The sequence below is a fragment of the Streptomyces sp. NPDC088746 genome (genome assembly GCF_044751065.1).
Lineage (GTDB): Bacteria > Actinomycetota > Actinomycetes > Streptomycetales > Streptomycetaceae > Streptomyces.
Genome location: NZ_JBIVLA010000007.1, coordinates 284,987 through 309,304, shown reverse-complemented (window position 1 = coordinate 309,304; position 24,318 = coordinate 284,987). Strand labels below are relative to the sequence as shown.

The 24,318-nt window shown below is 70.1% G+C and carries 22 protein-coding genes; 6 read left to right on the top strand and 16 right to left on the bottom strand.

Annotated elements, in window-relative coordinates; translation table 11 throughout:
* Nucleotides 1–196: 196 nt before the first annotated feature.
* The 7 genes from fbaA to ACIP63_RS28900 form a co-directional block, all read right to left on the bottom strand.
* Nucleotides 197–1,228: a class II fructose-bisphosphate aldolase gene (fbaA, locus tag ACIP63_RS28930; RefSeq protein ID WP_401521347.1), complete on the bottom strand. Its 1,032-nt coding sequence runs from the start codon at nt 1,226–1,228 to the stop codon at nt 197–199.
* A 167-nt stretch (nt 1,229–1,395) separates the two neighbouring features.
* Nucleotides 1,396–1,935: an orotate phosphoribosyltransferase gene (gene pyrE, locus ACIP63_RS28925; RefSeq protein WP_356717009.1), complete on the bottom strand. Its 540-nt coding sequence runs from the start codon at nt 1,933–1,935 to the stop codon at nt 1,396–1,398.
* Between the two features lie 30 nt (nt 1,936–1,965).
* Nucleotides 1,966–2,760 carry an aldose 1-epimerase gene (locus ACIP63_RS28920; protein ID WP_401521345.1) on the bottom strand — a complete coding sequence of 265 codons (795 nt, stop codon included), beginning with the start codon at nt 2,758–2,760 and terminating at the stop codon, nt 1,966–1,968.
* 30 nt (nt 2,761–2,790) lie between these two features.
* Nucleotides 2,791–3,714 carry a carbon monoxide dehydrogenase gene (locus tag ACIP63_RS28915; protein WP_401521344.1) on the bottom strand — a complete coding sequence of 308 codons (924 nt, stop codon included), beginning with the start codon at nt 3,712–3,714 and terminating at the stop codon, nt 2,791–2,793.
* 82 nt (nt 3,715–3,796) lie between these two features.
* On the bottom strand, nt 3,797–5,398 hold the full coding sequence (locus ACIP63_RS28910) for a polyamine aminopropyltransferase (protein WP_401521341.1): 1,602 nt from the start codon (nt 5,396–5,398) through the stop codon (nt 3,797–3,799).
* A gap of 108 nt (nt 5,399–5,506) precedes the next feature.
* On the bottom strand, nt 5,507–6,028 hold the full coding sequence (locus ACIP63_RS28905; protein ID WP_401521339.1) for a DUF2617 family protein: 522 nt from the start codon (nt 6,026–6,028) through the stop codon (nt 5,507–5,509).
* Nucleotides 6,029–6,355: 327 nt separating this feature from the next.
* Nucleotides 6,356–6,634, bottom strand: a complete 279-nt coding sequence (locus ACIP63_RS28900) for a hypothetical protein (protein ID WP_401521336.1) — start codon at nt 6,632–6,634, stop codon at nt 6,356–6,358.
* 126 nt (nt 6,635–6,760) lie between these two features.
* Between ACIP63_RS28900 and ACIP63_RS28895 the strand changes: the two genes are divergently transcribed.
* Nucleotides 6,761–7,942, top strand: coding sequence for a pyridoxal phosphate-dependent aminotransferase (locus tag ACIP63_RS28895; RefSeq protein WP_401521333.1), 1,182 nt, complete (start codon nt 6,761–6,763; stop codon nt 7,940–7,942).
* Nucleotides 7,943–8,020: 78 nt separating this feature from the next.
* Here ACIP63_RS28895 and ACIP63_RS28890 read toward each other — a convergent pair whose 3' ends face one another.
* From ACIP63_RS28890 to clpB, 3 genes are all read right to left on the bottom strand, one after another.
* On the bottom strand, nt 8,021–8,566 hold the full coding sequence (locus ACIP63_RS28890; protein ID WP_401521330.1) for a YbjN domain-containing protein: 546 nt from the start codon (nt 8,564–8,566) through the stop codon (nt 8,021–8,023).
* 70 nt (nt 8,567–8,636) lie between these two features.
* Complete coding sequence (locus ACIP63_RS28885) at nt 8,637–9,905, bottom strand: MFS transporter (protein WP_401521327.1); 1,269 nt, start codon at nt 9,903–9,905, stop codon at nt 8,637–8,639.
* 346 nt (nt 9,906–10,251) lie between these two features.
* Complete coding sequence (gene clpB / locus ACIP63_RS28880) at nt 10,252–12,858, bottom strand: ATP-dependent chaperone ClpB (RefSeq protein ID WP_401521324.1); 2,607 nt, start codon at nt 12,856–12,858, stop codon at nt 10,252–10,254.
* A 135-nt stretch (nt 12,859–12,993) separates the two neighbouring features.
* On the opposite strand from clpB, the gene ACIP63_RS28875 reads away from it, so the two are divergent.
* The gene (locus ACIP63_RS28875; protein WP_401521322.1) at nt 12,994–13,395 is read left to right on the top strand and encodes a pyridoxamine 5'-phosphate oxidase family protein; all 402 of its coding nucleotides are present in this window, start codon (nt 12,994–12,996) and stop codon (nt 13,393–13,395) included.
* 109 nt (nt 13,396–13,504) lie between these two features.
* Here the strand turns inward: ACIP63_RS28875 and ACIP63_RS28870 are convergent, their stop codons facing one another.
* Nucleotides 13,505–13,825, bottom strand: a complete 321-nt coding sequence (locus ACIP63_RS28870) for a (2Fe-2S)-binding protein (protein WP_033296620.1) — start codon at nt 13,823–13,825, stop codon at nt 13,505–13,507.
* Entirely contained in the window at nt 13,822–14,145 is a 324-nt protein-coding gene (locus ACIP63_RS28865) for a 5'-nucleotidase (protein WP_401521319.1), read from the bottom strand. The genes ACIP63_RS28870 and ACIP63_RS28865 overlap by 4 nt, the downstream gene beginning before the upstream one ends.
* A 128-nt stretch (nt 14,146–14,273) precedes the next feature.
* Here ACIP63_RS28865 and ACIP63_RS28860 point away from each other — a divergent pair, with 128 nt between their 5' ends.
* Both ACIP63_RS28860 and ACIP63_RS28855 read left to right on the top strand, forming a co-directional pair.
* Nucleotides 14,274–15,257 (top strand): helix-turn-helix transcriptional regulator, encoded by a 984-nt coding sequence (locus tag ACIP63_RS28860; RefSeq protein WP_362943514.1) that lies wholly within the window; start codon nt 14,274–14,276, stop codon nt 15,255–15,257.
* Between the two features lie 186 nt (nt 15,258–15,443).
* Nucleotides 15,444–16,466 (top strand): LuxR C-terminal-related transcriptional regulator, encoded by a 1,023-nt coding sequence (locus tag ACIP63_RS28855; protein WP_401521316.1) that lies wholly within the window; start codon nt 15,444–15,446, stop codon nt 16,464–16,466.
* 29 nt (nt 16,467–16,495) lie between these two features.
* Here ACIP63_RS28855 and ACIP63_RS28850 read toward each other — a convergent pair whose 3' ends face one another.
* From ACIP63_RS28850 to dnaK, 4 genes are all read right to left on the bottom strand, one after another.
* Nucleotides 16,496–16,942 (bottom strand): heat shock protein transcriptional repressor HspR, encoded by a 447-nt coding sequence (locus tag ACIP63_RS28850; protein WP_014155378.1) that lies wholly within the window; start codon nt 16,940–16,942, stop codon nt 16,496–16,498.
* A 1-nt stretch (nt 16,943) separates the two neighbouring features.
* Complete coding sequence (gene dnaJ, locus ACIP63_RS28845; RefSeq protein WP_401521313.1) at nt 16,944–18,137, bottom strand: molecular chaperone DnaJ; 1,194 nt, start codon at nt 18,135–18,137, stop codon at nt 16,944–16,946.
* Between the two features lie 94 nt (nt 18,138–18,231).
* Nucleotides 18,232–18,882: a nucleotide exchange factor GrpE gene (grpE, locus tag ACIP63_RS28840; protein WP_104787139.1), complete on the bottom strand. Its 651-nt coding sequence runs from the start codon at nt 18,880–18,882 to the stop codon at nt 18,232–18,234.
* The gene (gene dnaK / locus ACIP63_RS28835; protein ID WP_393756176.1) at nt 18,879–20,729 is read right to left on the bottom strand and encodes a molecular chaperone DnaK; all 1,851 of its coding nucleotides are present in this window, start codon (nt 20,727–20,729) and stop codon (nt 18,879–18,881) included. Before dnaK ends, grpE begins: the two co-directional genes overlap by 4 nt.
* 441 nt (nt 20,730–21,170) lie before the next feature.
* On the opposite strand from dnaK, the gene ACIP63_RS28830 reads away from it, so the two are divergent.
* Both ACIP63_RS28830 and ACIP63_RS28825 read left to right on the top strand, forming a co-directional pair.
* Nucleotides 21,171–21,767: a sugar transferase gene (locus tag ACIP63_RS28830; RefSeq protein ID WP_401521309.1), complete on the top strand. Its 597-nt coding sequence runs from the start codon at nt 21,171–21,173 to the stop codon at nt 21,765–21,767.
* Nucleotides 21,768–21,859: 92 nt separating this feature from the next.
* Complete coding sequence (locus tag ACIP63_RS28825; RefSeq protein ID WP_401521307.1) at nt 21,860–24,127, top strand: heterodisulfide reductase-related iron-sulfur binding cluster; 2,268 nt, start codon at nt 21,860–21,862, stop codon at nt 24,125–24,127.
* Nucleotides 24,128–24,318 lie beyond the last annotated feature (191 nt).

Genomic DNA, 24,318 nt, shown 5'->3' with positions numbered 1-24,318 from the left:
CCCCACGCCCCACGCTGAGCCCCCGCCTCCAGCCCGCCCGAGCCCTCACGCTCCAGCCCCTCCGGCGTTCGAGGAGCGGGGCCCGGGGCGGAGCCCCGGTTCGGGAAGGGGCGGGCAGGGGAAGCGCCCCGCGCAGCGGACACGCGACGGGCCCGGCTCCCCCGAAGGGAAACCGGGCCCGCCCGTACGAACCGTGCTACTTCAGCTTCGTGCCCGAGGACCGCAGGTTGGCGCAGGCCTCGGTGACGCGCACGGCCATGCCCGCCTCGGCGGCCTTGCCCCAGGTGCGCGGGTCGTAGGTCTTCTTGTTGCCGACCTCGCCGTCGACCTTGAGGACACCGTCGTAGTTGCGGAACATGTGGTCCGCGACCGGGCGGGTGAAGGCGTACTGGGTGTCGGTGTCGAGGTTCATCTTCACGACGCCGTTCTCCAGCGCGGTGGCGATCTCCTCGGCCGTCGAGCCCGAGCCGCCGTGGAAGACGAAGTCGAACGGCTGGCTGCCGGCCGGCTTGCCGTACTTCGCGGAGACACCCTGCTGGAGGTCCTTGAGGAGCTCCGGCCGCAGGACGACGTTGCCCGGCTTGTAGACGCCGTGGACGTTGCCGAAGGACGCTGCCAGCAGGTAGCGGCCCTTCTCGCCCAGGCCGAGCGCCTCGGCCGTACGCAGCGCGTCGTCGACGGTCGTGTACAGCTCGTCGTTGATCTCGTGCGTGACGCCGTCCTCCTCGCCGCCGGTCGGGGTGATCTCGACCTCAAGGATGATCTTGGCGGCGGCGGCCTTGGCCAGCAGCTCCTGGCCGATGGACAGGTTGTCGGCGAGGGTCTCGGCCGAGCCGTCCCACATGTGCGACTGGAACAGCGGGTTCAGACCCTTGGCGACGCGCTCCGCGGAGACGTCGAGCAGCGGACGGACGTAACCGTCCAGCTTGTCCTTGGGGCAGTGGTCGGTGTGCAGCGCGACCGTGATGTCGTACTTGGCGGCGACGATGTGCGCGAACTCGGCCAGGGCTACGGCGCCCGTCACCATGTCCTTGTTGTACTGGCCGCCCAGGAATTCGGCACCACCGGTGGAGATCTGGACGATGCCGTCGCTCTCCGCCTCCGCGAAGCCGCGCAGTGCAGCGTGCAAGGTCTGGGTCGACGTCACATTGATGGCCGGGTAGGCGAACTTGCCTGCCTTCGCCCGGTCGAGCATCTCGGCGTAGACCTCGGGGGTTGCGATGGGCATCTGTCCGCTCCTTGGGATGTGCGGGTGTGCAGTGCTGGGTCCCTGACCTGGGGGCGACGTCATCGTCGCCCACATCTTCCCAGACTCTCGCCTCGGCTCCACGCTGCCCGTCGAACAGCCGCTCCCCGTTTCACGTGAAACGGGGAGCGCCCCAAGAAAGCCCCAGGTCAGCCCAGGTCGAGGTCAGCCACCGAGTAGACATGTACGTACGGCAGACCCGCCTCGGCGATCGCCGGAGCGGCCCCGCGCTCGACGATCACGGCGACGGCCACGACCTCGCCGCCGGCCTCACGCACGGCTTCGACGGCGGTCAGCGGCGAACCGCCGGTCGTCGAGGTGTCCTCGACGACCAGGCAGCGACGGCCCTTGACGTCCGTGCCCTCGATGCGGCGCTGCATCCCGTGGGCCTTCTGCGCCTTGCGGACGACGAACGCGTCCAGGCTCTTCCCGCGCGCCGCCGAGGCGTGCAGCATCGAGGTGGCCACCGGGTCGGCGCCCAGCGTCAGACCGCCGACGCAGTCGTAGTCCAGCTCGGCGGTGGCATCGAGCATCACCTGCCCGACGAGCGGCGCGGCCTTGCCGTCCAGCGTGATCCGGCGCAGGTCGATGTACCAGTCGGCTTCCAGACCCGAGGAGAGGGTCACTTTGCCGTGCACCACGGCCTTGTCCTTGATCTGCTGGAGCAGCTCAGCGCGTACGTCAGTCATGTCAACGAGGGTAAGGGCTGCCGCGGAGGGTCAGAGCCGCGCCCAGCTCCAGGTCGTCGTGATCTCCAGGGGCTCGATCGGGGTGACCAGCCGGGGGGCCGTGTTGAGCCCGTTCGGCGGCCCGGACTGCGGCTCCACGCAGACCGCCTCCGCCTGCTCGTCGTAGATCACCACCCACTCGTCCCGGCTCTTGACGGTCAGCTCCAGCTGCCCCGGCCAGGTGAGCTTCACGTCGACGCCCGCGGGCATCCCGAAGCAGTCGTCCCACGGCCCGGGCCGGGGGTCGATCCGGCGGCCGGTCGGCAGGTGGTTCTCGCCGCGCTCCTCCTGCCAGGCCGCGTCGAAGTCGATCCGCACGTCCTGGCCGCCGAGGTTCCGGAGGAACCAGGGGTGCCACCCGGCCTGCGCCGGGAAGGAGTCCCCGTACGTCTCGATGCCGAGGCTCAGCGTCAGCGATTCCTCGGTCAGCTCGAAGGACTGCGTCACCCGGCCCTCGTACGGCCATGGGTCGGCCAGGTCGTAGAAGAAGGCGGCTTCCGTGTCGCCCTCCCGGGCCGGCCGCCAGGAGGTGTCGCGGCCGGTTCCGTGGATGGCGTGCGGTGGCGAGTTGAGCGGCAGCTGGTGCGGCTCACCACCGTTGCGGAACAGGCCGTTCTCGGTGCGGCCGCACCACGGCACCATGGGGAAGCAGCCGTACCGCTCGCCCTGGCGCAGCAGTTCGGTGTCCCCGATCCGCAGGCTGCTGATCCGGCAGCCGTTCACGGGGTCAACGGTCAATTCGACGTCGCCGGCGGTCAGCCGGGCGTTCTTCGCAACTCTGCTCACCCCCCGACACTACTGGCGCGGGGCGGCTCCTCACGGCCGCCTGCGCCGCAGTGCCCTGCCCACCACCACGGCCGAGGCGATCGCCAGGGCGGCTGCCGGGGCGGCCCAGCGGAGCGTGATGCCCGCGGCACCCGCCTCGGGCGCCGGGACGGGTGCGTACCGGCCACGCGGCGGGGCGTGGTCGACCTCCTCCGTGCTGCGGCCGATCATCGTGCGGCGGGCGTGCGCGGCCTCGGCGGGCGGCTCGTCCGGCACGGTGAACTCGATCTCCGCGGACGGGTCGAGCGACGGCGGCGGCACGGGCGCGTCGAAGACGGACCCCTGGTCGGCGGGCGTCGGCTCGGGAGACGGCTCAGAAGAAGCGGACGGCGACTCGGGGGCCTGCGATTCGGCGGACGACTCGGGAGCGTGCGATTCGGCGGACGGCTCGGGAGCAGCGGCCTCGGGTGACGCCCCCTCGGCAGACGCCGCTCCGGGCTCCCCGGACGACTCGCCGGACTCACCCGCCCCGCCCCGCGTCGCCAGGGTCTCCGTCACCAGCTGCTGCGTGAAGCGGTCCAGCAGCCGCTGCGCGGCAGCGAGCGCCGCGGCCGTGTCCAGGTCAACGATGCGGCCGTCACCGCTCACCGTGCCGGTGAATCCGATCGTCGTGCCGCCGTCCGTCGCCTTGAGGCCGACGGTCAGGGCGAGCTTCGCCGAACCCGTGCCCCGGGCCTCCACGCCCTCCCCGGTCACGGAGAAGGAGTCACCCCCGCCCGAAGGCAGCAGCGTCAGCGCCCCGCGGTACGTGATCGTGTGGCCGTCGGCCCGGAATTTCAGCCGGCCCGCCAGCGGCCCCGCCGACGCGTCGGCATCCTGCTGGAGTCCTGGCACGCAGCGCGCGACGCGGGCGGGATCACCCAGCGTCCGCCGCAGGGCCGGAACCGGAACCGGAACGAACACCTCATGCTCCATACCGACCGAGCCTACTCAGCCCCGGCCGTCCCGTCAGCGCTTCCACCCCGGACACCGCGCGGACCGCGCCGCACCACCGTGCTCACGGTTCCTCCCAGTACCGCGGGTGGACCAGCGTCGACGGCAGCACCCCGTACTGCCTCACCCGCTCCGCCGAGCGCCGGCCGGCCAGCAGCTCCCGCTCCCCCAGCGTCCGCAGGGCGGGCGCCCCCGGGTCCAGCCCGAGCGGGCCCGCCTCCTGCCGGGCGGCCAGCACGAACCCCCAGTCCCGCGGTGCCTCCGCCCCGCTCGCCGCGGCCCGGTCCGGCCCCGCCGCGAACCCGATGAGACGCCCGTCGACGCGGTAGGGCCGGGTCGTGAGTCCGCCGGCCCGTACCGACGCCTCCACCGTCCAGAACGTCGTCGGTCTGCTGCCCGGCGGGCCCGCGTGCACCACCAGCCGGCCGCCGGGCTCCAGTGCCCCGACGACCAGCCCGTAGAACTCGGCCGCGTAGAGCTTCGTGCTCGCCGTGATCCCCGGGTCGGGGAGGTCCGAGATCACCACGTCGTAGCGCTCGCGTGCGGTGCGCAGCCACGTGAAGGCGTCCCCGGCGACCGGCGTCAGCCGGGGATCGTCGTACGCGTGCCCGTTCAGCCGGGAGAGCGCCGGGTCCGTACGGGCCAACCGGGTGACGGCCGGATCGAGCTCGACCACCACGACCGAGGCGACATCCGGGTAGCGCAGCACCTCGCGGGCCGCCAGCCCGTCGCCGCCGCCCAGGATCAGCACCCGCCGGTGGGCGCCCTTCATCGCGGGGTGCACCAGTGCCTCGTGATAGCGGCGCTCGTCCCGGGAGCTGACCCGGAGCCGGCCGTCCAGGTAGAGGTCGAGGGCGCCCCGCCCCGGCCCCGTGAGGACGATCTCCTGTACCTCGGTCTGCACGGCGACCCGCACCTCGTCCCCGTACACCGCGCGCCGTGCCGCGCGCTCGAAGTCGTCGACCAGGACGGAGGCCGTGGCCAGCAGGGCGATCACCGCGCAGTTGACCAGGATCAGCAGCCAGCGCGCCCTGGTCCCCAGGTCGCGCCGGAACACCCACAGCACCAGTGCTCCGCCCGCCGCCGCGTTGACCGCGCCGGTGAACAGCGCCCCGGTCAGCTGGCCCATCATCGGCAGCAGCAGGAACGGGAAGGCCAGCCCGCCGACCAGCGCGCCCACGTAGTCGGCGGCGAAGAGGTCCGCGACCGCCCCGCCCGCGTCCTGACGGTCGACCCGCTGGATCAGCGTCATCAGCAGCGGGATCTCCGCGCCGATCAGGATCCCGATCGCGAGCGAGAAACCGACCAGCGCGTAGCGCGACTCCCCGAGCCAGGCGAAGGAGGCGTACAGGATCAGCGCCGACGTGCCGCCGACGAGCGCCAGCGCGGCCTCGATCAGCCCGAACCCCACGGCGGCACGGCCGCGTAAACGTTTCGCGAGCAGCGAGCCGATGCCCATCGCGAACACCATCACGGAGAGCACGACCGACGCCTGAGTGACCGAGTCACCGATCAGGTACGAGGCCAGCGCGACCAGTTCCAGCTCGTACACCAGACCGCACGCGGCACAGATGAAGACCACGGCCAGCACCAGGAACCGGCCGGTCCTCGGCCGCACGGGGATTCCTGCCGCGCCCCCTCGCAGCGACATCTGCTGGTCGATCATGAAATGAACGCTACGTGACGGGGAGGTCGCCGCTTGTCACCCACACGGGTGCAAGTGTCGCGCTCCGGACGCGCCGCACACCACGCCGGCCGGACCCGCGCACTCCCGTCACGACACCCCTGCGGGCACCCGCGCCCCCACCCGCGACCGGGTGACCACCAACTGCCCCTCCTGCGGATACGCGTGCCAGGTCCGCCAGTGAACCTGACCCTCCGTCCGCTGCGCGAGCATCGCGGTGAAGGCGTACGGGCTGCCGGGAAACGTCCCCGCCAGTCCGTGCGGATGGTCGGCCACCAGCGCGAGCAGCTCCTGCGCACGCCCGGCGAACGACCCCTCCGAGAGCGTCTCGACGCGCGCCGCGAATTCGTAGTCCCAGTCACCCAGACTCTCGGCGACACCCAGCGGCAGCGGCGTGCTGCTGCCCGGCAGACAGGCCACGGTCTCGGAGCACGTACGGCGCTCCTCCTCCAGCAGCACCTGATGAGAGGCGCCGAGCAGCCTCAACTGCACCTTCGCGCCCGCTAGTTCGAGGTCGAGTACGGCGAGGGCGGGCAGCGGTTCCCGCCCGAGCGTCCATGCCAGATCGGCGGCTCGGGTATCGGAGTAGGCGGTCTGGAGGGTGGTGAGCATGGATCGGCTCCGCAAAACGCACAGGGATACACGGACAGGAGGCACCCCCGTGCCGGCGCACGCGGGGGAGGAGGAGCCCGATCCGGCCCAACTGGGGAACGCCCAACTGGGGCCCGGGGGCTGAATGTTCTCTACATCGATGCAATCACGAAGTACGTCGCACTCACAGCGTTTTTACCCAACTTGCCGTGGTTTCCATCCCTCAGGGGGCAGGACGGTTCACCTGTTCCCGCGTGCCCAACAAAAAGGTGTCCGGCGGGAGTTCGGTCCCACCGGACACCTCAGGCGCACCCGCCCCGCCCCCCGTACGGGGCGGGCGAACCCGTCTCAGTTGCCGCCGCCACCGCCGCAGCCCCCGCCACCACCGCCGCAGCTGCTGCCGCCGCCGCAGGAATGCCCGCCGGAGTCACCGCCGCCGCTGTCCCCGGCCCACCAGCTGCCCGAGCTCCCTCCGGAGCTGTCCCCCGAGCCGCTGTCCGGGCTACGGCGCCCACTGCGCCCGGCGCGCGACGACGGCGCTTTCCTGCGGCCCCCGGATCCCGAGGCGAGGGCGGCGATGCCCACCACCACGATCACCAGGAACACGATGAAGAAGAACGTCTCCACCGACCTCACATCCTTCTGTCCCCCGAAGCGAGGTCCCCGCTTCTCGACTGACCGTTGGATTCCCGCGCCCCGCCGCGGCCAAAGCAGACTTGAGCAACTCCAGAGCTTCGGCACAGGATGGCGCCCATGACACAGGGACGACCGCTGCTCAACCGCCGCCTCACCGAGTTCGGCACAACGATCTTCGCGGAGATGTCGGCGCTGGCCGTACGGACCGGGGCGATCAACCTCGGTCAGGGCTTTCCCGACACCGACGGCCCCGAGGAGATCCGCGAAGCCGCCGTCCGCGCCCTGCGCGCCGGCCACGGCAACCAGTACCCACCGGGCCCCGGCGTCCCCGAGCTGCGCTCCGCGGTCGCGGAGCACCAGCTGCGGCACTACGGACTGGAGTACGACCCCGATGCCGAGGTCCTGGTCACGACGGGCGCCACGGAGGCGGTGGCCGCCTCCCTGCTGGCCCTCCTGGAGCCCGGCGACGAGGTCGTCGCTCTGGAGCCGTACTACGACTCGTACGCCGCCTGCATCGCCATGGCGGGCGGTACCCGCGTCCCCGTCACGCTCAGGCCGCACGAGGGTGCCTACCGGCTCGACCTCGACGAGCTGCGCGCGGCCGTCACGCCCCGCACCCGGCTGATCCTGCTCAACACCCCGCACAACCCGACCGGCACCGTCCTGACCCGTGACGAGCTCGCGGCCGTCGCCGCACTCGCGTGCGAACGGGACCTCCTGGTCGTCACCGACGAGGTCTACGAGCACCTCGTCTTCGAGGGCGAGCACATCCCCCTCGCGTCCTTCCCCGGCATGCGGGAGCGCACGGTCAGCATCAGCAGCGCGGGCAAGACGTTCTCGCTGACGGGCTGGAAGATCGGCTGGATCACCGCGAGCCCGGAACTCGTCACCGCGGTCCGCTCCGCCAAGCAGTTCCTGACGTTCGTCTCCGGCGGTCCCTTCCAGTACGCCGTCGCCGAGGCCCTGCGGCTGCCCGACAGCTACTTCGACGGGCTCCGCACCGACCTGCGCGCCAAGCGCGACCTGCTCGCCGACGGCCTCGCCGAGGCCGGCTTCGAGGTCTACAGGCCCGCCGGAACGTACTTCGTCAGCGCCGACATCCGCCCACTCGGCGACGGGGGCGACGGCTTCGCCTTCTGCCGGGCGCTCCCCGGACGCTGCGGGGTCGTCGCCGTGCCGAACGCGGTCTTCTACGACCACCGCGAGCAGGGCGCCCCCTTCGTACGCTTCGCGTTCTGCAAGCGCACGGACGTGCTCACCGAGGCGGTCACCCGGCTGAAGAGCCTCCGGGTCTCCTGACCGCCCATGACAAAGGCCCGGTCCGGGCGCCGGCCGTGTGGGCCGCGCTCCGGACCGGGCCTCCGCGGTCGGGCCGGATCAGGCCTCCGTGGGCTCCTCGCCCGCGTCCTTCTTCTCGGCGGGCTCCAGGCCGAGACGCTCCACGAGCCACTTGTCGAACTCGATCGAGGCCCGCACCCAGCTGACCGTCGAGGAGACGAAGTGCTCCAGGCTGACACCGGTGCCGATGAGCATCTGCGCCTCACCGACCAGCCGCACGGAGGCTGCGGTGCCCTCCTCGCCCTCGTGGGCGTGCGTGTAGACCTTGGGCCACAGGGTGCGGCGGTTCCAGTCGTCGATCGCGTCGAGGAGAACGGGCCGCTGGTCCAGGGCGTGGGGGCGGTCGTAGAAGGTCCGGACGGAGAAGACCTGCTGCTCCTCCTCGCCGCGGAACATGAAGTACGTCCGGAAGTCTTCCCACGGCGCGGCGAGGTCGCCCTCGTCGTCGACGACGAACTTCAGCTCCATCTGCTCGAGGAGCTGCTTGACGAGGTCCTGGTCGGGGACCACGGGGCCCTCGGGGCCTGACGTCTGCGGTTCGGGCTGGCCCCCGAAGTTAGGGATCGAGGACGGGTCGATAGACATCGCTGGGTACTCCTGTGGATCGCACGTGGTTTCCTGGCTTCGACCCTAGCCGCCATCGCGGCCGGTGGTCCTACGCGCTCAGGGGAATCGTCCCCGCGCTCGTTCCCCTGGCACGCGACCAGGAAACCGCGACCAGGACCGCGCAGAGCGTGCCGACGAGGCCCGCCCCTCCGATCGTCTGCGCCGAGGACCCCGACAGCTCCGCGGCCAGGCCGCCCGCCGCGACGCCGATCCCCTGCATGGCGGTCAGCCCCGACCTGGCCAGGCCCAGTGCCTGACCGCGCTGATCGGCCGGGGTGAGCAGCACGAAGGTCGCACCCGCGGTGATCTGGTAGGCGGAACAGAGGCCCGACACCAGCAGGACCAGCAGGGCCACGCCCACACCGGGCCCCGCCCAGTAGACGACCAGCGGAAGGTTCGCGCCCACCGCCAGCGGCCCGAGCAGCCGACGGCGCCGCTCCACGTCGAAGCCCGCGCGCCCCAGGAACGCCGCGCCCAGGACCATGCCGGTGGGATGCGCGGCGAGCAGGAGCCCCACCGACGCGGCGCCGGCGCCGGCCTCCTCGGCGAAGGGGGCGGCCAGGCCCTCCGGCAGCACGATGAACCCGGCCAGCCAGCCGAGCGCGACCAGCGACCGCAGCCGGGGGTCCGACCAGATCAGTGCGGCGGCCTTCCCCACCTGGGTGTGCATCCGCTTCGGCGGGGCGTCGGCCTCCTTGTCCACCGGCCTGGCCTTCACACCCAGCCTGATCAGGGCCGCGGAGATCAGGAACGTCACCGCGTTCAGCCCGAGGGAGACATGGCTGCCCAGCCAGACGACGAGCACCCCGCCGACGGCGAAGCCGACCAGCTGTCCGGCCTGATGGGTGATCAGCATCACCCGCTGCCCCCGCTCGTACAGGCGCTCGCCCAGGACGGCCGGCAGGAGGGCGCCCTGCGACGCCCCGAAAGGTGCCTCGGCGAGCTGGGCCAGCACCAGGAGCCCTGCGAGCAGCGGCAAGGGGGTACCGGGCAGGGCCATGAGGCCCATGAGGACGGCGCGCACCAGATCGCAGCTGATCATGACCGTGCGCCGGGGGAAACGGTCGGCGAGACCGGTGAGGAGGACCCCGGACAGCAGCGCGGGCAGACTCGTCAGGGCGTAGGTCGCCGCGGTCCAGCCGGCCGACTCGGTGCGTTCGAACACCAGCAGCGAGAGCGCCACCCGCGCCAGCTGGTCACCCAGCACCGACTGAGCAAAAGCCGCCCACAGCGTACGAAATTCGCTCAGCCGAATGAGGCTGTCACTCGTGCAATCCTTCGGCTCCGCACTCTGCTCACCGGGTATCCGCTCCGTCATGCGCGTACCTTACCGGCTTCGGAATTCGGACCGGCCACCCCCGTCGCAAAGTAAATGGGCCCGGAGTGTCCTGATATTGCGCGGAACACGATCGTCCGCACGGCCGGCCCGCCGGTTCCGCCCGAGCGCACAGATATGTATCGCCGCGGTACAAAAAGCGAGGTCCGGACCCTATCGCGTCCCCCATTCAGCCACGGAATGGAAATTTTCGGCTCAATTTGGCGGGCGGTTCCACCGATGATGCGTGCCGGATGCACACATCAATGCGGACAGGGCCGTACACACGTGTGTCCCCGGCCGGGGACACGAGGTCCTCCGGCCGGGGACACAGGTCGCCGGCTACCGCCTACAGCGTCTTCGCCGCGGTCGTGGTGCCCACGGTCAGTCCGTCGCCGGCCCGGTCCACCCGGACCGTGTCGCCGTCCTTGACCTCGCCCGCCAGGATCTCCTTCGCGAGCCGGTCGCCGATCGCGGTCTGGATGAGCCGGCGCAGCGGCCGGGCGCCGTACGCCGGGTCGTTGCCCTCCTGGGCCAGCCAGGCCAGGGCGTCCGGGGTGACGTCGAGCTGGATCCGCCGGTCGGCCAGCCGGCCGGCGAGACGGGCCACCTGGAGCCCCGCGATGTGGGCCAGCTCGTCTCCGGACAGGGCGGAGAAGACCACCAGGTCGTCGAGCCGGTTGAGGAACTCCGGCTTGAACGAGGCCCGCACGACGCCCAGGACCCGCTCCTTCTTCACCTCGGGCTCGATCAGGGGATCGACCAGGAACTGGCTGCCGAGGTTCGACGTGAGGATCAGGATGGTGTTGCGGAAGTCCACCGTCCGGCCCTGGCCGTCGGTGAGCCGGCCGTCGTCGAGCACCTGGAGCAGGATGTCGAAGACCTCGGGGTGGGCCTTCTCGACCTCGTCCAGCAGCACGACGCTGTACGGACGGCGGCGGACCGCCTCGGTGAGCTGGCCGCCCTCCTCGTAGCCGACGTAGCCGGGCGGGGCCCCGACGAGCCGGGCGACGCTGTGCTTCTCGCCGTACTCGCTCATGTCGATGCGGATCATGGCCCGCTCGTCGTCGAACAGGAAGTCCGCGAGCGCCTTGGCCAGCTCCGTCTTGCCGACCCCGGTCGGGCCGAGGAAGAGGAACGAGCCGGTCGGGCGGTCGGGGTCGGCGATCCCCGCGCGCGTGCGGCGTACGGCGTCCGACACGGAGCGCACGGCCTCGGTCTGGCCGATCAGCCGCCTGCCCAGCTCCGACTCCATCCGCAGCAGCTTCTGGGTCTCGCCCTCCAGGAGGCGTCCGGCCGGGATCCCGGTCCAGGCTCCGACTACGTCGGCGATGTCGTCCGGGCCGACCTCCTCCTTGACCATGGTGTCCTTGTCCTGGGCGGCCTCCTGCTCGGCCTCGTCGGCCTCGGCCAGCTCCCGCTCCAGGCCGGGGATCTCCCCGTACAGCAGCTTGGAGGCGGTGTCGAAGTCGCCGTCGCGCTGGGCGCGTTCGGCCTGGCCGCGCAGCTCGTCGAGGCGCTCCTTGAGCTCACCGACGCGGTTCAGGCCCTGCTTCTCCTTCTCCCAGCGGGCGGTGAGGCCGCGGAGCTCCTCCTCCTTGTCGGCGAGGTCGCGGCGGATCTTCTCCAGGCGCTGCTTGGAGCCCTCGTCGCTCTCGTTCTTGAGCGCCAGCTCCTCCATGTGCAGACGGTCGACGGACCGCTGGAGCTCGTCGATCTCCAGGGGGGAGGAGTCGATCTCCATGCGGAGCCGGGAGGCCGCCTCGTCGACGAGGTCGATGGCCTTGTCGGGGAGGAAGCGGGAGGTGATGTAGCGGTCCGAGAGCGTCGCGGCGGCCACCAGCGAGGAGTCGGCGATCTGGACCTTGTGGTGCGCCTCGTAGCGGCCCTTGAGGCCACGCAGGATGGCGATGGTGTCCTCGACGGACGGCTCGGCGACCATGACCTGCTGGAAGCGGCGCTCCAGAGCGGGGTCCTTCTCGATGCGCTCGCGGTATTCGTCCAGCGTGGTGGCGCCGACCATGCGGAGCTCGCCCCGGGCGAGCATCGGCTTGAGCATGTTGCCCGCGTCCATCGCGGAGTCGCCGCCGGCGCCCGCGCCGACGACGGTGTGCAGCTCGTCGATGAAGGTGATGACCTGCCCGTCGCTCTCCTTGATCTCGGAGAGGACGGTCTTGAGGCGTTCCTCGAACTCGCCGCGGTACTTGGCGCCCGCGACCATCGCGCCGAGGTCCAGGGAGACGAGCCGCTTGTTCCGCAGGGACTCCGGGACGTCGCCCTTGACGATGCGCTGGGCGAGGCCCTCGACGACGGCCGTCTTGCCGACGCCGGGCTCGCCGATGAGCACCGGGTTGTTCTTCGTACGGCGCGACAGCACCTGCACGACACGGCGGATCTCCTGGTCACGGCCGATGACCGGGTCGAGCTTGCCCTCGCGGGCGGCGGCCGTGAAGTCCGTACCGAACTTCTCCAGCGCCTTGTACTGGCCCTCGGGGTCGGGAGTGGTCACCCGGCGCCCTCCCCTGCTCTTCTCGAATGCGTCCAGCAGCCTCTTCGCACTGGCTCCCTGCCCGTCGAGGATCTCACCGGCGCGGCCGCCCTTCGCCGCGAGGGCGATCAGCAGGTGCTCCGTGGAGAGATAGTCGTCGCCGAGCTCCTTGGCGCGCTGGTCGGCGTCGGCGATGACGGCGAGCATGTCGCGGCTCGGCTGCGGCGGTGCGACGGTCGAGCCGGTCACGCTGGGCAGCGAGCCCAGGAGCCGCTCGGCCTCCTCGCGTACGGCCACCTGGTCGGCGTCGACGGCGGCCAGCAGGTCGGTGATGTTCGCGTTGTCCTCGCCCGCGAGCAGCGCAAGCAGCAGGTGCCCGGGGGTCAGATCGGGATGACCGTCCTTGACGGCCCTGCTGGTGGCCGCGTTCAGGGCGTCCCGGCTCTTGTTGGTCAGCTCGGCGTCCACGGGCGCTGTCTCCTCCTCGTGCTGGTGCTTACGGAACTATGACTCGAACAACGGGTACAAAGTTGAGTCTATTCCACTCAAGGCCGAAACGCGCCTTCCCTCCCCCTCCGCATACCCCCTCTCTAGGCTGACCGCATGCCTGACGTACGCAACCCCGGTCCCGGATACCTCGCCTTCTGGCGGGAACGCCATGTGTGCACCCTGACCACGCTCCGCCCGGACGGCACACCACATGTGGTGCCCGTGGGCGTGACCTACGACCCTCGGACGCGGCTCGCCCGCGTCATCACCGGCGGGAACACCAGAAAGGCCGCCCACGTCCGGGCGGCGGGCCCCGAGGGCGCGCGGGTCGCGGTCTGCCAGATGGAGGGCCGCCGCTGGGCGACCCTGGAGGGCCGGGCGGTGCTCCGGACGGAGCCCGAGGAGGTCCAGGACGCGGTACGCCGCTACGCGGAGCGCTACGAGCGCACCCCGCGGCACAACCCGGAGCGGGTCGTCATCGAGATCGCCGTCGACAGGGCGCTCGGAAACGCCTAGGAATGCCGAAATGATTCCGGGCAGCACAACGGCGCCATCGTGTTCAGGTCACGATGGCGCCGCTGTGTGGGGGAAGTGCCGGAACGATATGGAACGACGGGGGAATCGTTCAGGCACTGCGGGGGGTGGCGGAAATGGCTTCTTGCTCGAACAGTTCATGGTCACGCTGATCGAGATTTACGAAAATCATGCCGTACCTCACGGCACAGCGAACCGGTTGCGGCGCTCCGCGTGGCCGGCGAAGACAGCGATAGGCGCGGATATCGTCATCCGTTTCCATCACGACGACAATCGGCTCTCCGAACAGGGTGACCATCAACGAATCGCCCTGGCGGGTAAGTGCCGTGAGCAGATCGATGAAATGCCACCCTGAGCGATATGCCGTGGCCATCTCCCGCCGGAAGGTGCGGTCGTCCGGTGGAGTGGTCATGCCGCGGTGCCGGTCGGAGCGGACCAGCCGATGTCGGCCGGGGCGGACCAGCCGATGTCTCCCTGCCCGCTCGCGGGTGCGACCCAGCCGATGTCTCCCTGACCACTCGCGGGTGCGACCCAGCCGATGTCCCCCTGGCCGCTCGCGGGAGCAACCCACCCGATGTCCTCCGGCGCGGCTGCCTGCACGTTCCAGCCGATGTCGCTGGGCGCAGCAGTCGCCTCGCTGCTCCAGCCGATGTCGCCTGCGCTCGACAGCCCCAAACCCATGGCCGCGACGAACGAGGCGGCAAGCGCCGAGCGAAGCATTCGCTTGTACATAGTCGGCTTCGTCCTCACTTGTGGATTCTTCTCCCCCGCACTGAAGACGATGTCTCACCTGGGCACTCGAACACCACTGCGTCGATGCATCATGTTCCTGCAAGTTCAGGAACCTGGGGGGTGGAGATATGGCCGCAAGTACCACAAAACCGACACATCCTCACGGGATTGCCGAACTATGTGATGACGGAGCACGCCTTTACGCCATAGCGCTGCGCACCGGACGCATCGCCCGCGCCGAAGTGGAGCCGGCGCCCTGCCTGATCGAGTTCGCACTGCTGCACCCCGATCCCGACGCCGCCGACTGGCTCCGGCCCGTCGCACCGTCGGCGGCCCTGGCGCAGCACCTGCATCCCATAGAACGCGAAATCCAGGAACGCCGCAGGCATTCGCTGGCGCTGGCCGAGTGCTTCGAGCCCTTCATGGACATCAGCGCACAGGGCCCGTCCGCCAACCACGCCATCACCGTGCTGGAGGGCGTCAACCGGATCAACGCCTCCCTCGATCTCGCGACCGCCGAGTGCCGGTCCGAAGTCCTCACCGTCCAGCCGGGAGGCGGGAGGCCCGAGGACATCCTCAGCAGGTCACTGGAGCGCGGTCTGTCCGTCGTGGACCGCGGCATCAGGATCCGCACCCTGTACCAGCACACCGCGCGCCACAGCCAGAGCACGCTGGCCTACGCCGAACGCATGGCCGGCGACCACGTGGAGATCCGCACCCTCGAAGAGCTCATCGAACGCCTGATCGTCTTCGACCGCACCGTCGCCTTCATCCCCGCCCAGGACGACCGCATGGTCGCCCTGGAACTACGGCACCCCGGCCTGGTCGAGTACCTCGCCAAGGTCTTCGAACAGCTCTGGACCAGGGCCGCGCCGCTCCTGGAGGAGATCAAGTACGAGCCGACCCCCGAGGGGATCAGCGGGGTCCAGCGCTCCATCGCACAACTCCTCGTCGAAGGCCACGTGGACGACTCCATCGCCCGCCGTCTCGGCATGAACGTCCGCACCTGCCGTGCCCACGTCGCCAAGCTGTCGGCCACCCTCGGAAGCACGAGCCGCGCCCAACTCGGCTACCTGATCGCACGTTCGGGAATCCTGGACCAGGACTCCTGAGCGTGCGAGGTCCACGGCTCCCCGCCCCGGAACCCGGAGGACCTGTCCGCGCCCTGAGGGAGAGCGCGGCCACGCCGTCGTCGAGCCGGGCGAGTTCCCCCCTCGCCCGGCCTGTCCACACTCCCCCGCCGGCGCCGCTTCCGCCACCGTCATCTTTCTGCACTGCACAAAGTGAGGGGTCATCAAATGGAGTCTGCTGAGACAAACCCGGCGCATTCGCACGGCCCCCGAGAGCTGTGCGCCCCGGCGATCCAGCTGTACGAGGAGGCGCTCCGCGCGGGCGGCGTCTCCCGCGCGGCCCTGGCACCGGCGCCGTGCCTGATCGACATGGCCCTCGTCCACCCCGACACGGCCGACGACGCCTGGCTGCGCCCCGTCCCGCCGTCCGCCGCACTGGCCCACCTGCTCCAGCCCATCACCCGCGAGATCGACGAGCGGATACAGCTGAGCACCGCACTGAGCCAGGCGCTCACCCCGCTGGCGTCCGTCGCGGACGAGGACCCCAATCTGGCGATCACCGTGCTCGAAGGGCGACCGGTGATCGTGTCGGCACTCCAGGAAGCCTCCCTCCGCGCGCGGGAGGAGGTACTCACGGCGCAGCCCGGGGGCAACCGGCTGGAGCACAACATGCGGCAGGGCCTGGACAACGCCCGTGCGGCCATCGCGGGAGGAGCCCGCCTGCGGCACATCTACCAGCATCCGGCGCGCTACAACGCACGGGTCAAGGAGTACGTGGCACAGGTGCCGCCCGACTGCCTCCAGATCCGTACCGTGGAGGAGAGCGTCGAACGGCTCATCATCTTCGACCGCAGCATCGCCTACATACCGGCCGGCCCCGAGCACGACGTGGCGCTGGAGATCCGGCACCCCGCCCTCGTCCGCTACCTCGTCCAGGTCTACGAGGTCCTCTGGGCCCAGGCCGTCCCGCTCACCCGGCAGCTCCCCACGACCACCCCGGGGATCCAGGTCACGGCCGTCCAGCAGAGCATCGCCCGGCTCCTCAGCGAGGGCCACGTCGACGACGCGGTGGCCCGCAAGCTGGGCATCAGCGTCCGCACCTGCCGCTCGCACATCGCCAGGCTGATGCAGGCCCTGGGCGCCACCAGCCGGACCCATCTCGGGGTCCTGATCGTGCGGTCCGGCATCGTGCGGTCCGGTGCCGTGGACGACGCCACGGGCACGCGGGAAGGGCCCGCCTCCGAGTCGTGAGACTCAGGGGCGGACCCTTCCCGGCCGGCTCAGTCCTTCGGCCTCTTCGGCCGCCAGACCACCAGTGCGCTCGTCTGCTGCACATCCTGGTACGGCACCAGATCACGCCGGTAGGAGGCGTGCACCTGGGCTTCGCGCTGCTGCATGGCCACGGCCGCGCCGTCCACCGCCGCCGAGAGCTCGGCGACGCGCTGCTGGAGCGCGGCGACCTGGTTCTCCAGCTCGATGATGCGCTTGATGCCCGCGAGATTGATGCCCTCGTCCTGCGACAACTGCTGCACGGTGCGCAGCAGTTCGATGTCACGGGCCGAGTAGCGCCGGCCGCGCCCGGCCGTGCGGTCGGGCGAGACCAGGCCGAGGCGGTCGTACTGGCGCAGTGTCTGCGGGTGCAGGCCCGAGAGCTGGGCCGCGATCGAGATCACGTAGACCGGCGATTCGTCGGTCAGCTGGTACGGATTGCGTCGACGGCCGTCCATCTCAAGCTCCCTTCGCAGCCTGGAACAGCTCCGCCCGCGGGTCCTCCCCCGCGGTCGACTTCCGGTAGGCCTCCAGCGCGTCCTGGGCGTCCGCGCCGAGGTCCGTGGGCACGGCCACCTCGACGGTGACCAGGAGGTCGCCGCGGGTGCCGTCCTTGCGTACGGCGCCCTTGCCCCGGGCCCGCATCGTACGTCCGTTGGGCGTGCCGGCCGGGAGTTTCAGGGTGACCGGAGGCCCGCCGAGGGTGGGGACCTTCACCTCGCCGCCGAGCGCCGCCTCCGGGAAGGTGACGGGCACGGTGACGGTGAGGTTGTCGCCCTTGCGGCCGAATACCGGGTGGGCGTCGACGTGGACGACGACGTAGAGGTCGCCGGCCGGACCGCCGCGCTCGCCCGGGCTGCCCTTGCCGCGCAGCCGGATCCGCTGGCCGTTCGAGACCCCCGCGGGGATCCTGACCTGCATCGTGCGGGCCGACTTCGCCCGGCCGCTGCCCTTGCAGACGTCGCAGGGGTCCTGGGCGATGAGGCCCCGGCCCTTGCAGTCCACGCAGGGATCGGTCAGGGAGAATCCGCCGCCGGTGCCGCGCGACACCTGACCGGTGCCGACGCAGGTCGGGCAGACCCTCGGGGTGCCGTTCTTGTCGCCGGTGCCCGAGCACGCCTTGCAGGGTGCCTGGCTGGACATCCGCAGCGGGACCGTGGCCCCGTCGACCGCCTCGGTGAAGCTGAGCGTCACCTCGGACTCGATGTCCTGGCCACGGCGCGGCTGGACGCGGGTGCCCGCGCCACCGCGGTTGAACAGGCCGCCGAAGACATCGCCCAGGCCGCCACCGCCGCCTCCGCCGAAGCCGCCGGCGCCGGCACCCTGGCCACCGCCGGGGGCGCCCCCGAAGAGGTCGCCCAGGTCGAAGTTGAAGTTGCCGCCCGCACCGCCGGGACCCGCCCGGAAGCCTCCGTTGCCGAAGAGGGCGCGCGCCTCGTCGTACTCCTTGCGCTTCTTGGGGTCGCCGAGGACGTCGTTCGCCTCGGAGATCTCCTTGAAGCGCTCCTCGGCCTTGGCGTCACCCTTGTTGGCGTCCGGGTGGTACTCGCGGGCGAGCTTCCGGTACGCCTTCTTGACCTCGGCGTCGGTGGCGTCCTTGGGGACGCCGAGAACCTTGTAGTAGTCCTTCTCGACGAAGTCCTTCGTGCTCATCGACGTCCCTCCTTCCGGACGATCGGCCGTGGGGGCGGGCCGGGGGGCCGCCCCCACGCCCCGTCGGTGTTCACCGCTGTGGTCGGACGGAATGTCAGACCTCTTCGGTGCCACCGCTCTCCTCGTCGTCTGCCTTCTCTTCCTTCGCCGCCGCGGGCGTGGCGCCCGGCTGCGGTTCGGCCACGGCCACCCGCGCGGGGCGGATGGTGCGCTCCCCGATGCGATACCCGGGCTGCAGGATCGCCACGCAGGTCGTCTCGGTGACGTCCGGCGCGTACGAGTGCATCAGGGCCTCGTGGATCGTCGGGTCGAAGGGCTCGCCCTCCTTGCCGAACTGCTGGAGGCCGATCTTCGCGACGACCGTCTCCACCGACTCGGCCACGGCCTTGAAGCCGCCGACGAGCTCGCCGTGCTCCCGCGCCCGGCCGATGTCGTCGAGCACGGGCAGGAGGTCGGTCAGGAGACCCGCCGCGGCGACCTCCTTGACCGTGACCCGGTCACGCTCGACCCGACGGCGGTAGTTCTGGTACTCGGCCTGGAGCCGCTGGAGGTCGCCCGTGCGCTCGTTGAGCGCCGTACGGACCTGGTCCAGCTGGGCCGTCAGGGCCGCTGTCTGCTGTACGTCCCCGGCCGGGGCCGCCGCCTCCTCCTCGGAGGGGGTGGCGGCCTTCGGCTCGGCGTCGTCGGCATCGGCGCCGGAGGGGACGTCAGGCTTCTCGTCGAAGCCCGGAGTCTCCTCGGTCACGCCGCACCGCCCTTCGTGTCCTTCTCGTCGTCCACGATCTCGGCGTCGACGACGTCGTCGTCGGCCTTGGCCTGGTCGTCGCCCGGCGCCTCGGCGCCCGGCGTCGCACCCTCGGAGGCGTTGGCGTACATCGCCTGGCCCAGCTTCTGGGAGACGGCCGCGACCTTCTCGGTGGCGGTGCGGATCTCGGCGGTGTCCTCGCCCTTGAGCTTCTCCTTCAGCTCGGTGAGCGCGGTCTCCACCTCCGTCTTCACGTCGCCGGGGACCTTGTCCTCGTTGTCCTTGAGGAACTTCTCCGTCTGGTAGACGAGCTGCTCGCCCTGGTTGCGCGACTCGGCGGCCTCGCGACGGCGGTGGTCCTCGTCGGCGTACTGCTCGGCCTCTTCGCGCATCCGGTTGACCTCGTCCTTCGGCAGCGAGGAGCCACCGGTGACGGTCATCTTCTGCTCCTTGCCGGTGCCGAGGTCCTTGGCGGCGACGTGCATGATGCCGTTGGCGTCGATGTCGAAGGCGACCTCGATCTGCGGCACACCACGCGGGGCCGGCGGCAGACCGGTGAGCTCGAACATCCCGAGCTTCTTGTTGTACGCCGCGATCTCGCGCTCGCCCTGGTAGACCTGGATCTGCACGGACGGCTGGTTGTCCTCGGCCGTCGTGAAGATCTCGGAACGCTTGGTCGGGATCGTGGTGTTGCGCTCGATGAGCTTCGTCATGATCCCTCCCTTGGTCTCGATGCCGAGGGACAGCGGGGTCACGTCGAGGAGCAGGACGTCCTTGACCTCGCCCTTGAGGACACCGGCCTGGAGCGAGGCGCCGATGGCGACGACCTCGTCCGGGTTCACACCCTTGTTGGCGTCCTGGCCGCCCGTGAGCTCCTTGACGAGCTCGGCGACGGCCGGCATACGGGTCGAGCCACCGACGAGAACGACGTGGTCGATCTCGGAGAGCTGGATGCCCGCGTCCTTGATGACGTTGTGGAACGGGTTCTTGCAACGGTCCAGGAGGTCCGCGGTCAGCTGCTGGAACTGCGAGCGCGTGAGCTTCTCGTCCAGGTGCAGCGGGCCCTCGGCGGACGCCGTGATGTAGGGCAGGTTGATCGTGGTCTCGGTCGAGGACGAGAGCTCGATCTTCGCCTTCTCCGCGGCCTCGCGGAGACGCTGGAGAGCCATCTTGTCCTTGGACAGGTCCACGCCGTGCCCGTTGGCGAACTGCTTCACCAGGTAGTCGACGACCCGCTGGTCCCAGTCGTCACCACCGAGGTGGTTGTCACCGTTGGTGGCCTTCACCTCGACGACGCCGTCGCCGATCTCCAGGAGGGACACGTCGAAGGTGCCGCCACCGAGGTCGAAGACGAGGATTGTCTGGTCGTCCTTGTCGAGCCCGTACGCCAGGGCGGCGGCGGTCGGCTCGTTGACGATGCGCAGGACGTTCAGGCCCGCGATCTCGCCGGCCTCCTTGGTCGCCTGGCGCTCCGAGTCGTTGAAGTACGCCGGGACGGTGATCACCGCGTCGGTGACCTTCTCGCCCAGGTACGACTCGGCGTCGCGCTTCAGCTTCTGCAGGATGAAGGCGCTCATCTGCTGCGGGTTGAAGTTCTTGCCGTCGAGCTCGATCTTCCAGTCAGTGCCCATGTGGCGCTTGACCGAACGGATCGTCCTGTCGACGTTGGTGACCGCCTGGCGCTTGGCCACCTCGCCGACCAGCACCTCGCCGTTCTTCGCGAAGGCGACGACGGACGGCGTGGTCCTGGCGCCTTCGGCGTTGGTGATGACGGTGGGCTCGCCGCCTTCGAGAACGCTGACGACGGAGTTAGTCGTGCCCAGGTCGATGCCGACCGCACGTGCCATTTCAATTCCTCCAACTGACTACTTGAGTGGATCTGACTCAAGCATGCATGACACGCACCCCGGAGTCAAAGGACCTGAGCCACTTACGCTCAACTTATGTGCTCGCGACCGCTCTGAGCAGGCATTTTCCGCGTTCGGGTGGTGAAAGAAGCTCGCCGCCGTCGCCTGGAACCGCGACACCGCAGTGCGCGGCACGTCACACACACCCCACCCACCATCGCACCGTGGGATCGTTCTGTCACAAAATGCATCGAGACGGTCATACCGTCCCGTCATCGACTCCGGGCAGGTGCCATGCGGAACGCGAAGCAGACTGCGGAACGAAGGAGACGTCACCCTGCCCCGTCGGCGGCCGGGGTGCCCAGGCCCGCCACCGGCCCCTTCCCCGGGATCGCCGTCGCAACCGTGACGGCCCGGCGCGCCGCCGGTGCCCTGACATCCATGGCCGCCGGGCGGATCATCGGGCCCCTGTCGGCCCTCACGGCCAAACGGTCCCTGGACCTGACACTCGGCTCGGTGCTGCTGCTCCTGACGGTTCCCGCACTCGCCCTCACCGCGCTGGCTCTGGCCGTCCGGCCGCCCCGCCAAGGGGGAGGCGTACTGAGGCGCGAGATCCGGGTGGGTCTGGACGGTCACCCGTTCGAGCTGCGCTCGCTGCGCACCCGGCGGCTCCGGCTCGACCTGCTGTCCCGGCTGCCCCACGTCGTACGGGGGGAGCTCTCCCTGGTCGGCCCGGCGCCCCTCACCCCCGGCGAGGCCGCCCTCCTGGGGCCCGCCGCAGGTCACTGGCGGCAGAGCGTCCGGCCCGGCCTGACCGGGCTGGCCCAGGTACGCGCCCGTTCAGGGATGCCCTGGGACGAACCCGCCCTCCTGGACGCGCACTACGCAGAGCATCATGGGACAGGGCTCGACCTGGCGATCCTGGCGCAGTCCGTACGCATCCCCCTGGGTGCGGCGCTCCGCGGACTGCGACGTCCCGGGAAGGCTCACCTGAGCGACACAGATCACCGCCTGTCCGGCTACAGCGTGGCGGAATAAGTGGATAGTGTCAGCACAGACTGATTAAGTTACTGCTTAGTAATCACTTGTACGCGCTGGATCCCACCCTCGCAGGCCCGAGGAGTCCCCAAATGCAACTCGCCGCGATCATCGTGTCGCTGGTGCTGACTGTCGTCGGCGTTGCGCTCATCGCCCGAGCCGTCGCGCAGATCTACCGGTTCGTCCGTCTCGGACAGCCGGTGCCGGCAGGCAGCCGCACCGACGACCCCAAGCAGCGCACGATCACCCTGGTCAAGGAATTCCTCGGCCACACCCGGATGAACCGGTGGGGGATCGTGGGCTTCGCCCACTGGTTCGTCGCGATCGGCTTCCTGACACTGCCGCCGACGCTGCTCCAGGCGTACGGACAGCTCTTCCAGGCCGACTGGGTGCTGCCGATCGTCGGCAGCTGGCTGCCGTTCGAGCTGTACATCGAGTTCATCGGCATCATGACGGTGCTCGGCATCGTGACGCTGATGGCCATCCGACTGCTGAACCTGCCCTCGCGGGCCGGCCGCAAGTCCCGCTTCGCCGGTTCCAAGGCCTGGCAGGCGTACTTCGTCGAGTACGTCATCCTCGTCATCGGCCTGGCGATCCTGACCCTGCGCGGTCTCGAAGGCGCGATCCACCACGTCGAGGGCTACGAGGCCGCGTACTTCGTCTCGTACCCGCTCGTGCTCGCCTTCAAGGGACTCGCGCTCGGCACCCTCCAGAACCTCATCTACTTCACCGCCATGGTGAAGATCGGCGTGTCGCTGATCTGGATGATCACGGTCTCGCTCAACACCAACATGGGTGTCGCCTGGCACCGCTTCCTCGGCTTCCCGAACATCTGGCTCAAGCGGAACGCCGACGGAGCGGTCGCGCTCGGCGCGCTGCAGCCGATGACCACGGGCGGCAAGGAGATCGACTGGGAGGACCCGGGCGAGGACGACACCTTCGGTGTCTCCCAGGTCGAGCAGTTCTCCTGGAAGGGCATCCTCGACTTCTCCACGTGCACCGAGTGCGGCCGCTGCCAGTCGCAGTGCCCCGCCTGGAACACCGGCAAGCCGCTCTCCCCGAAGCTCCTGATCATGTCCCTGCGCGACCACGCGCACGCCAAGGCCCCGTATCTGCTGGCCGGCGGCGGCAAGGACATGGAGGGCAACGAGAAGGCCACCGAGGAGCAGCTCAAGGACGTTCCCGCGGCCGCCCTCGCGGAGGCCGAGCGCCCGCTCGTCGGCACCGCCGAGGAGAACGGCGTCATCGACCCGGACGTGCTGTGGTCCTGCACCACCTGCGGTGCGTGCGTGGAGCAGTGCCCGGTCGACATCGAGCACATCGACCACATCGTCGACATGCGCCGCTACCAGGTGATGATCGAGTCCGCGTTCCCGTCCGAGGCGGGCACGATGCTCAAGAACCTGGAGAAGAAGGGCAACCCCTGGGGGCTCGCCAAGAAGCAGCGCGTCGAGTGGACCAAGGAGGTCGACTTCGAGGTCCCGATCGTCGGCAAGGACGTCGAGGACCTCAGCGAGATCGACTACCTGTACTGGGTCGGTTGCGCGGGCGCCCTGGAGGACCGGGCCAAGAAGACGACGAAGGCATTCGCGGAGCTCCTGCACATCGCGGGCGTCAAGTTCGCGATCATGGGCGGCGACGAGAAGTGCACCGGTGACTCCGCCCGCCGCCTCGGCAACGAGCCGCTGTTCCAACAGCTCGGCCAGGAGAACGTCGCGATGCTGAACATGGCGTTCGGCGAGGACGAGGACGAGCCGGAGACGAAGAAGCCGAAGTCGTCGAAGAAGATCGTCGCGACCTGCCCGCACTGCTTCAACACCATCGCCAACGAGTACCCGCAGCTCGGCGGCGAGTACGAGGTCATCCACCACACGCAGCTGCTCCAGCACCTGGTGGACGAGGGCAAGCTGATCCCGGTGACGCCTGTCGAGGGTCTGATCACGTACCACGACCCCTGCTACCTGGGCCGCCACAACAAGATCTACACGCCTCCGCGCGAGATCATCGCGAAGGTCCCGGGTCTGCGGAACGAGGAGATGCACCGCCACAAGGAGCGCGGCTTCTGCTGCGGCGCCGGCGGTGCCCGGATGTGGATGGAGGAGCGGATCGGCAAGCGCATCAACAACGAGCGCGTCGACGAAGCCCTCTCCCTCAACCCGGACATCGTCTCCACCGCCTGCCCGTTCTGCCTCGTCATGCTGACCGACTCGGTCAACGGCAAGAAGAACGACGGCAAGGCCAAGGAGTCGATCCAGGTCGTCGACGTCTCCCAGCTGCTCCTCGACTCGGTGAAGACACCCACCGACCCGGCGGGCGACGCGGAGACGGCCGACCAGCCGGAACCGGAACCCGTCCAGTAGCTGTCTCCCTCCACGGAAGCGGCCGGACCTGCCTCGGGGGCAGGACCGGCCGCTCCGGCGTTCCAGGGGTGCTGCCGGGCCCCTCACGGGTGGTGCGGGCCCCCCGGGGTCCCCCTAGGGGATGTCACAGCTAGGCCGCAATGGGCCCCATGTTCCCCCGGCCCTCACACCGCACCCACACGGACCAGGTA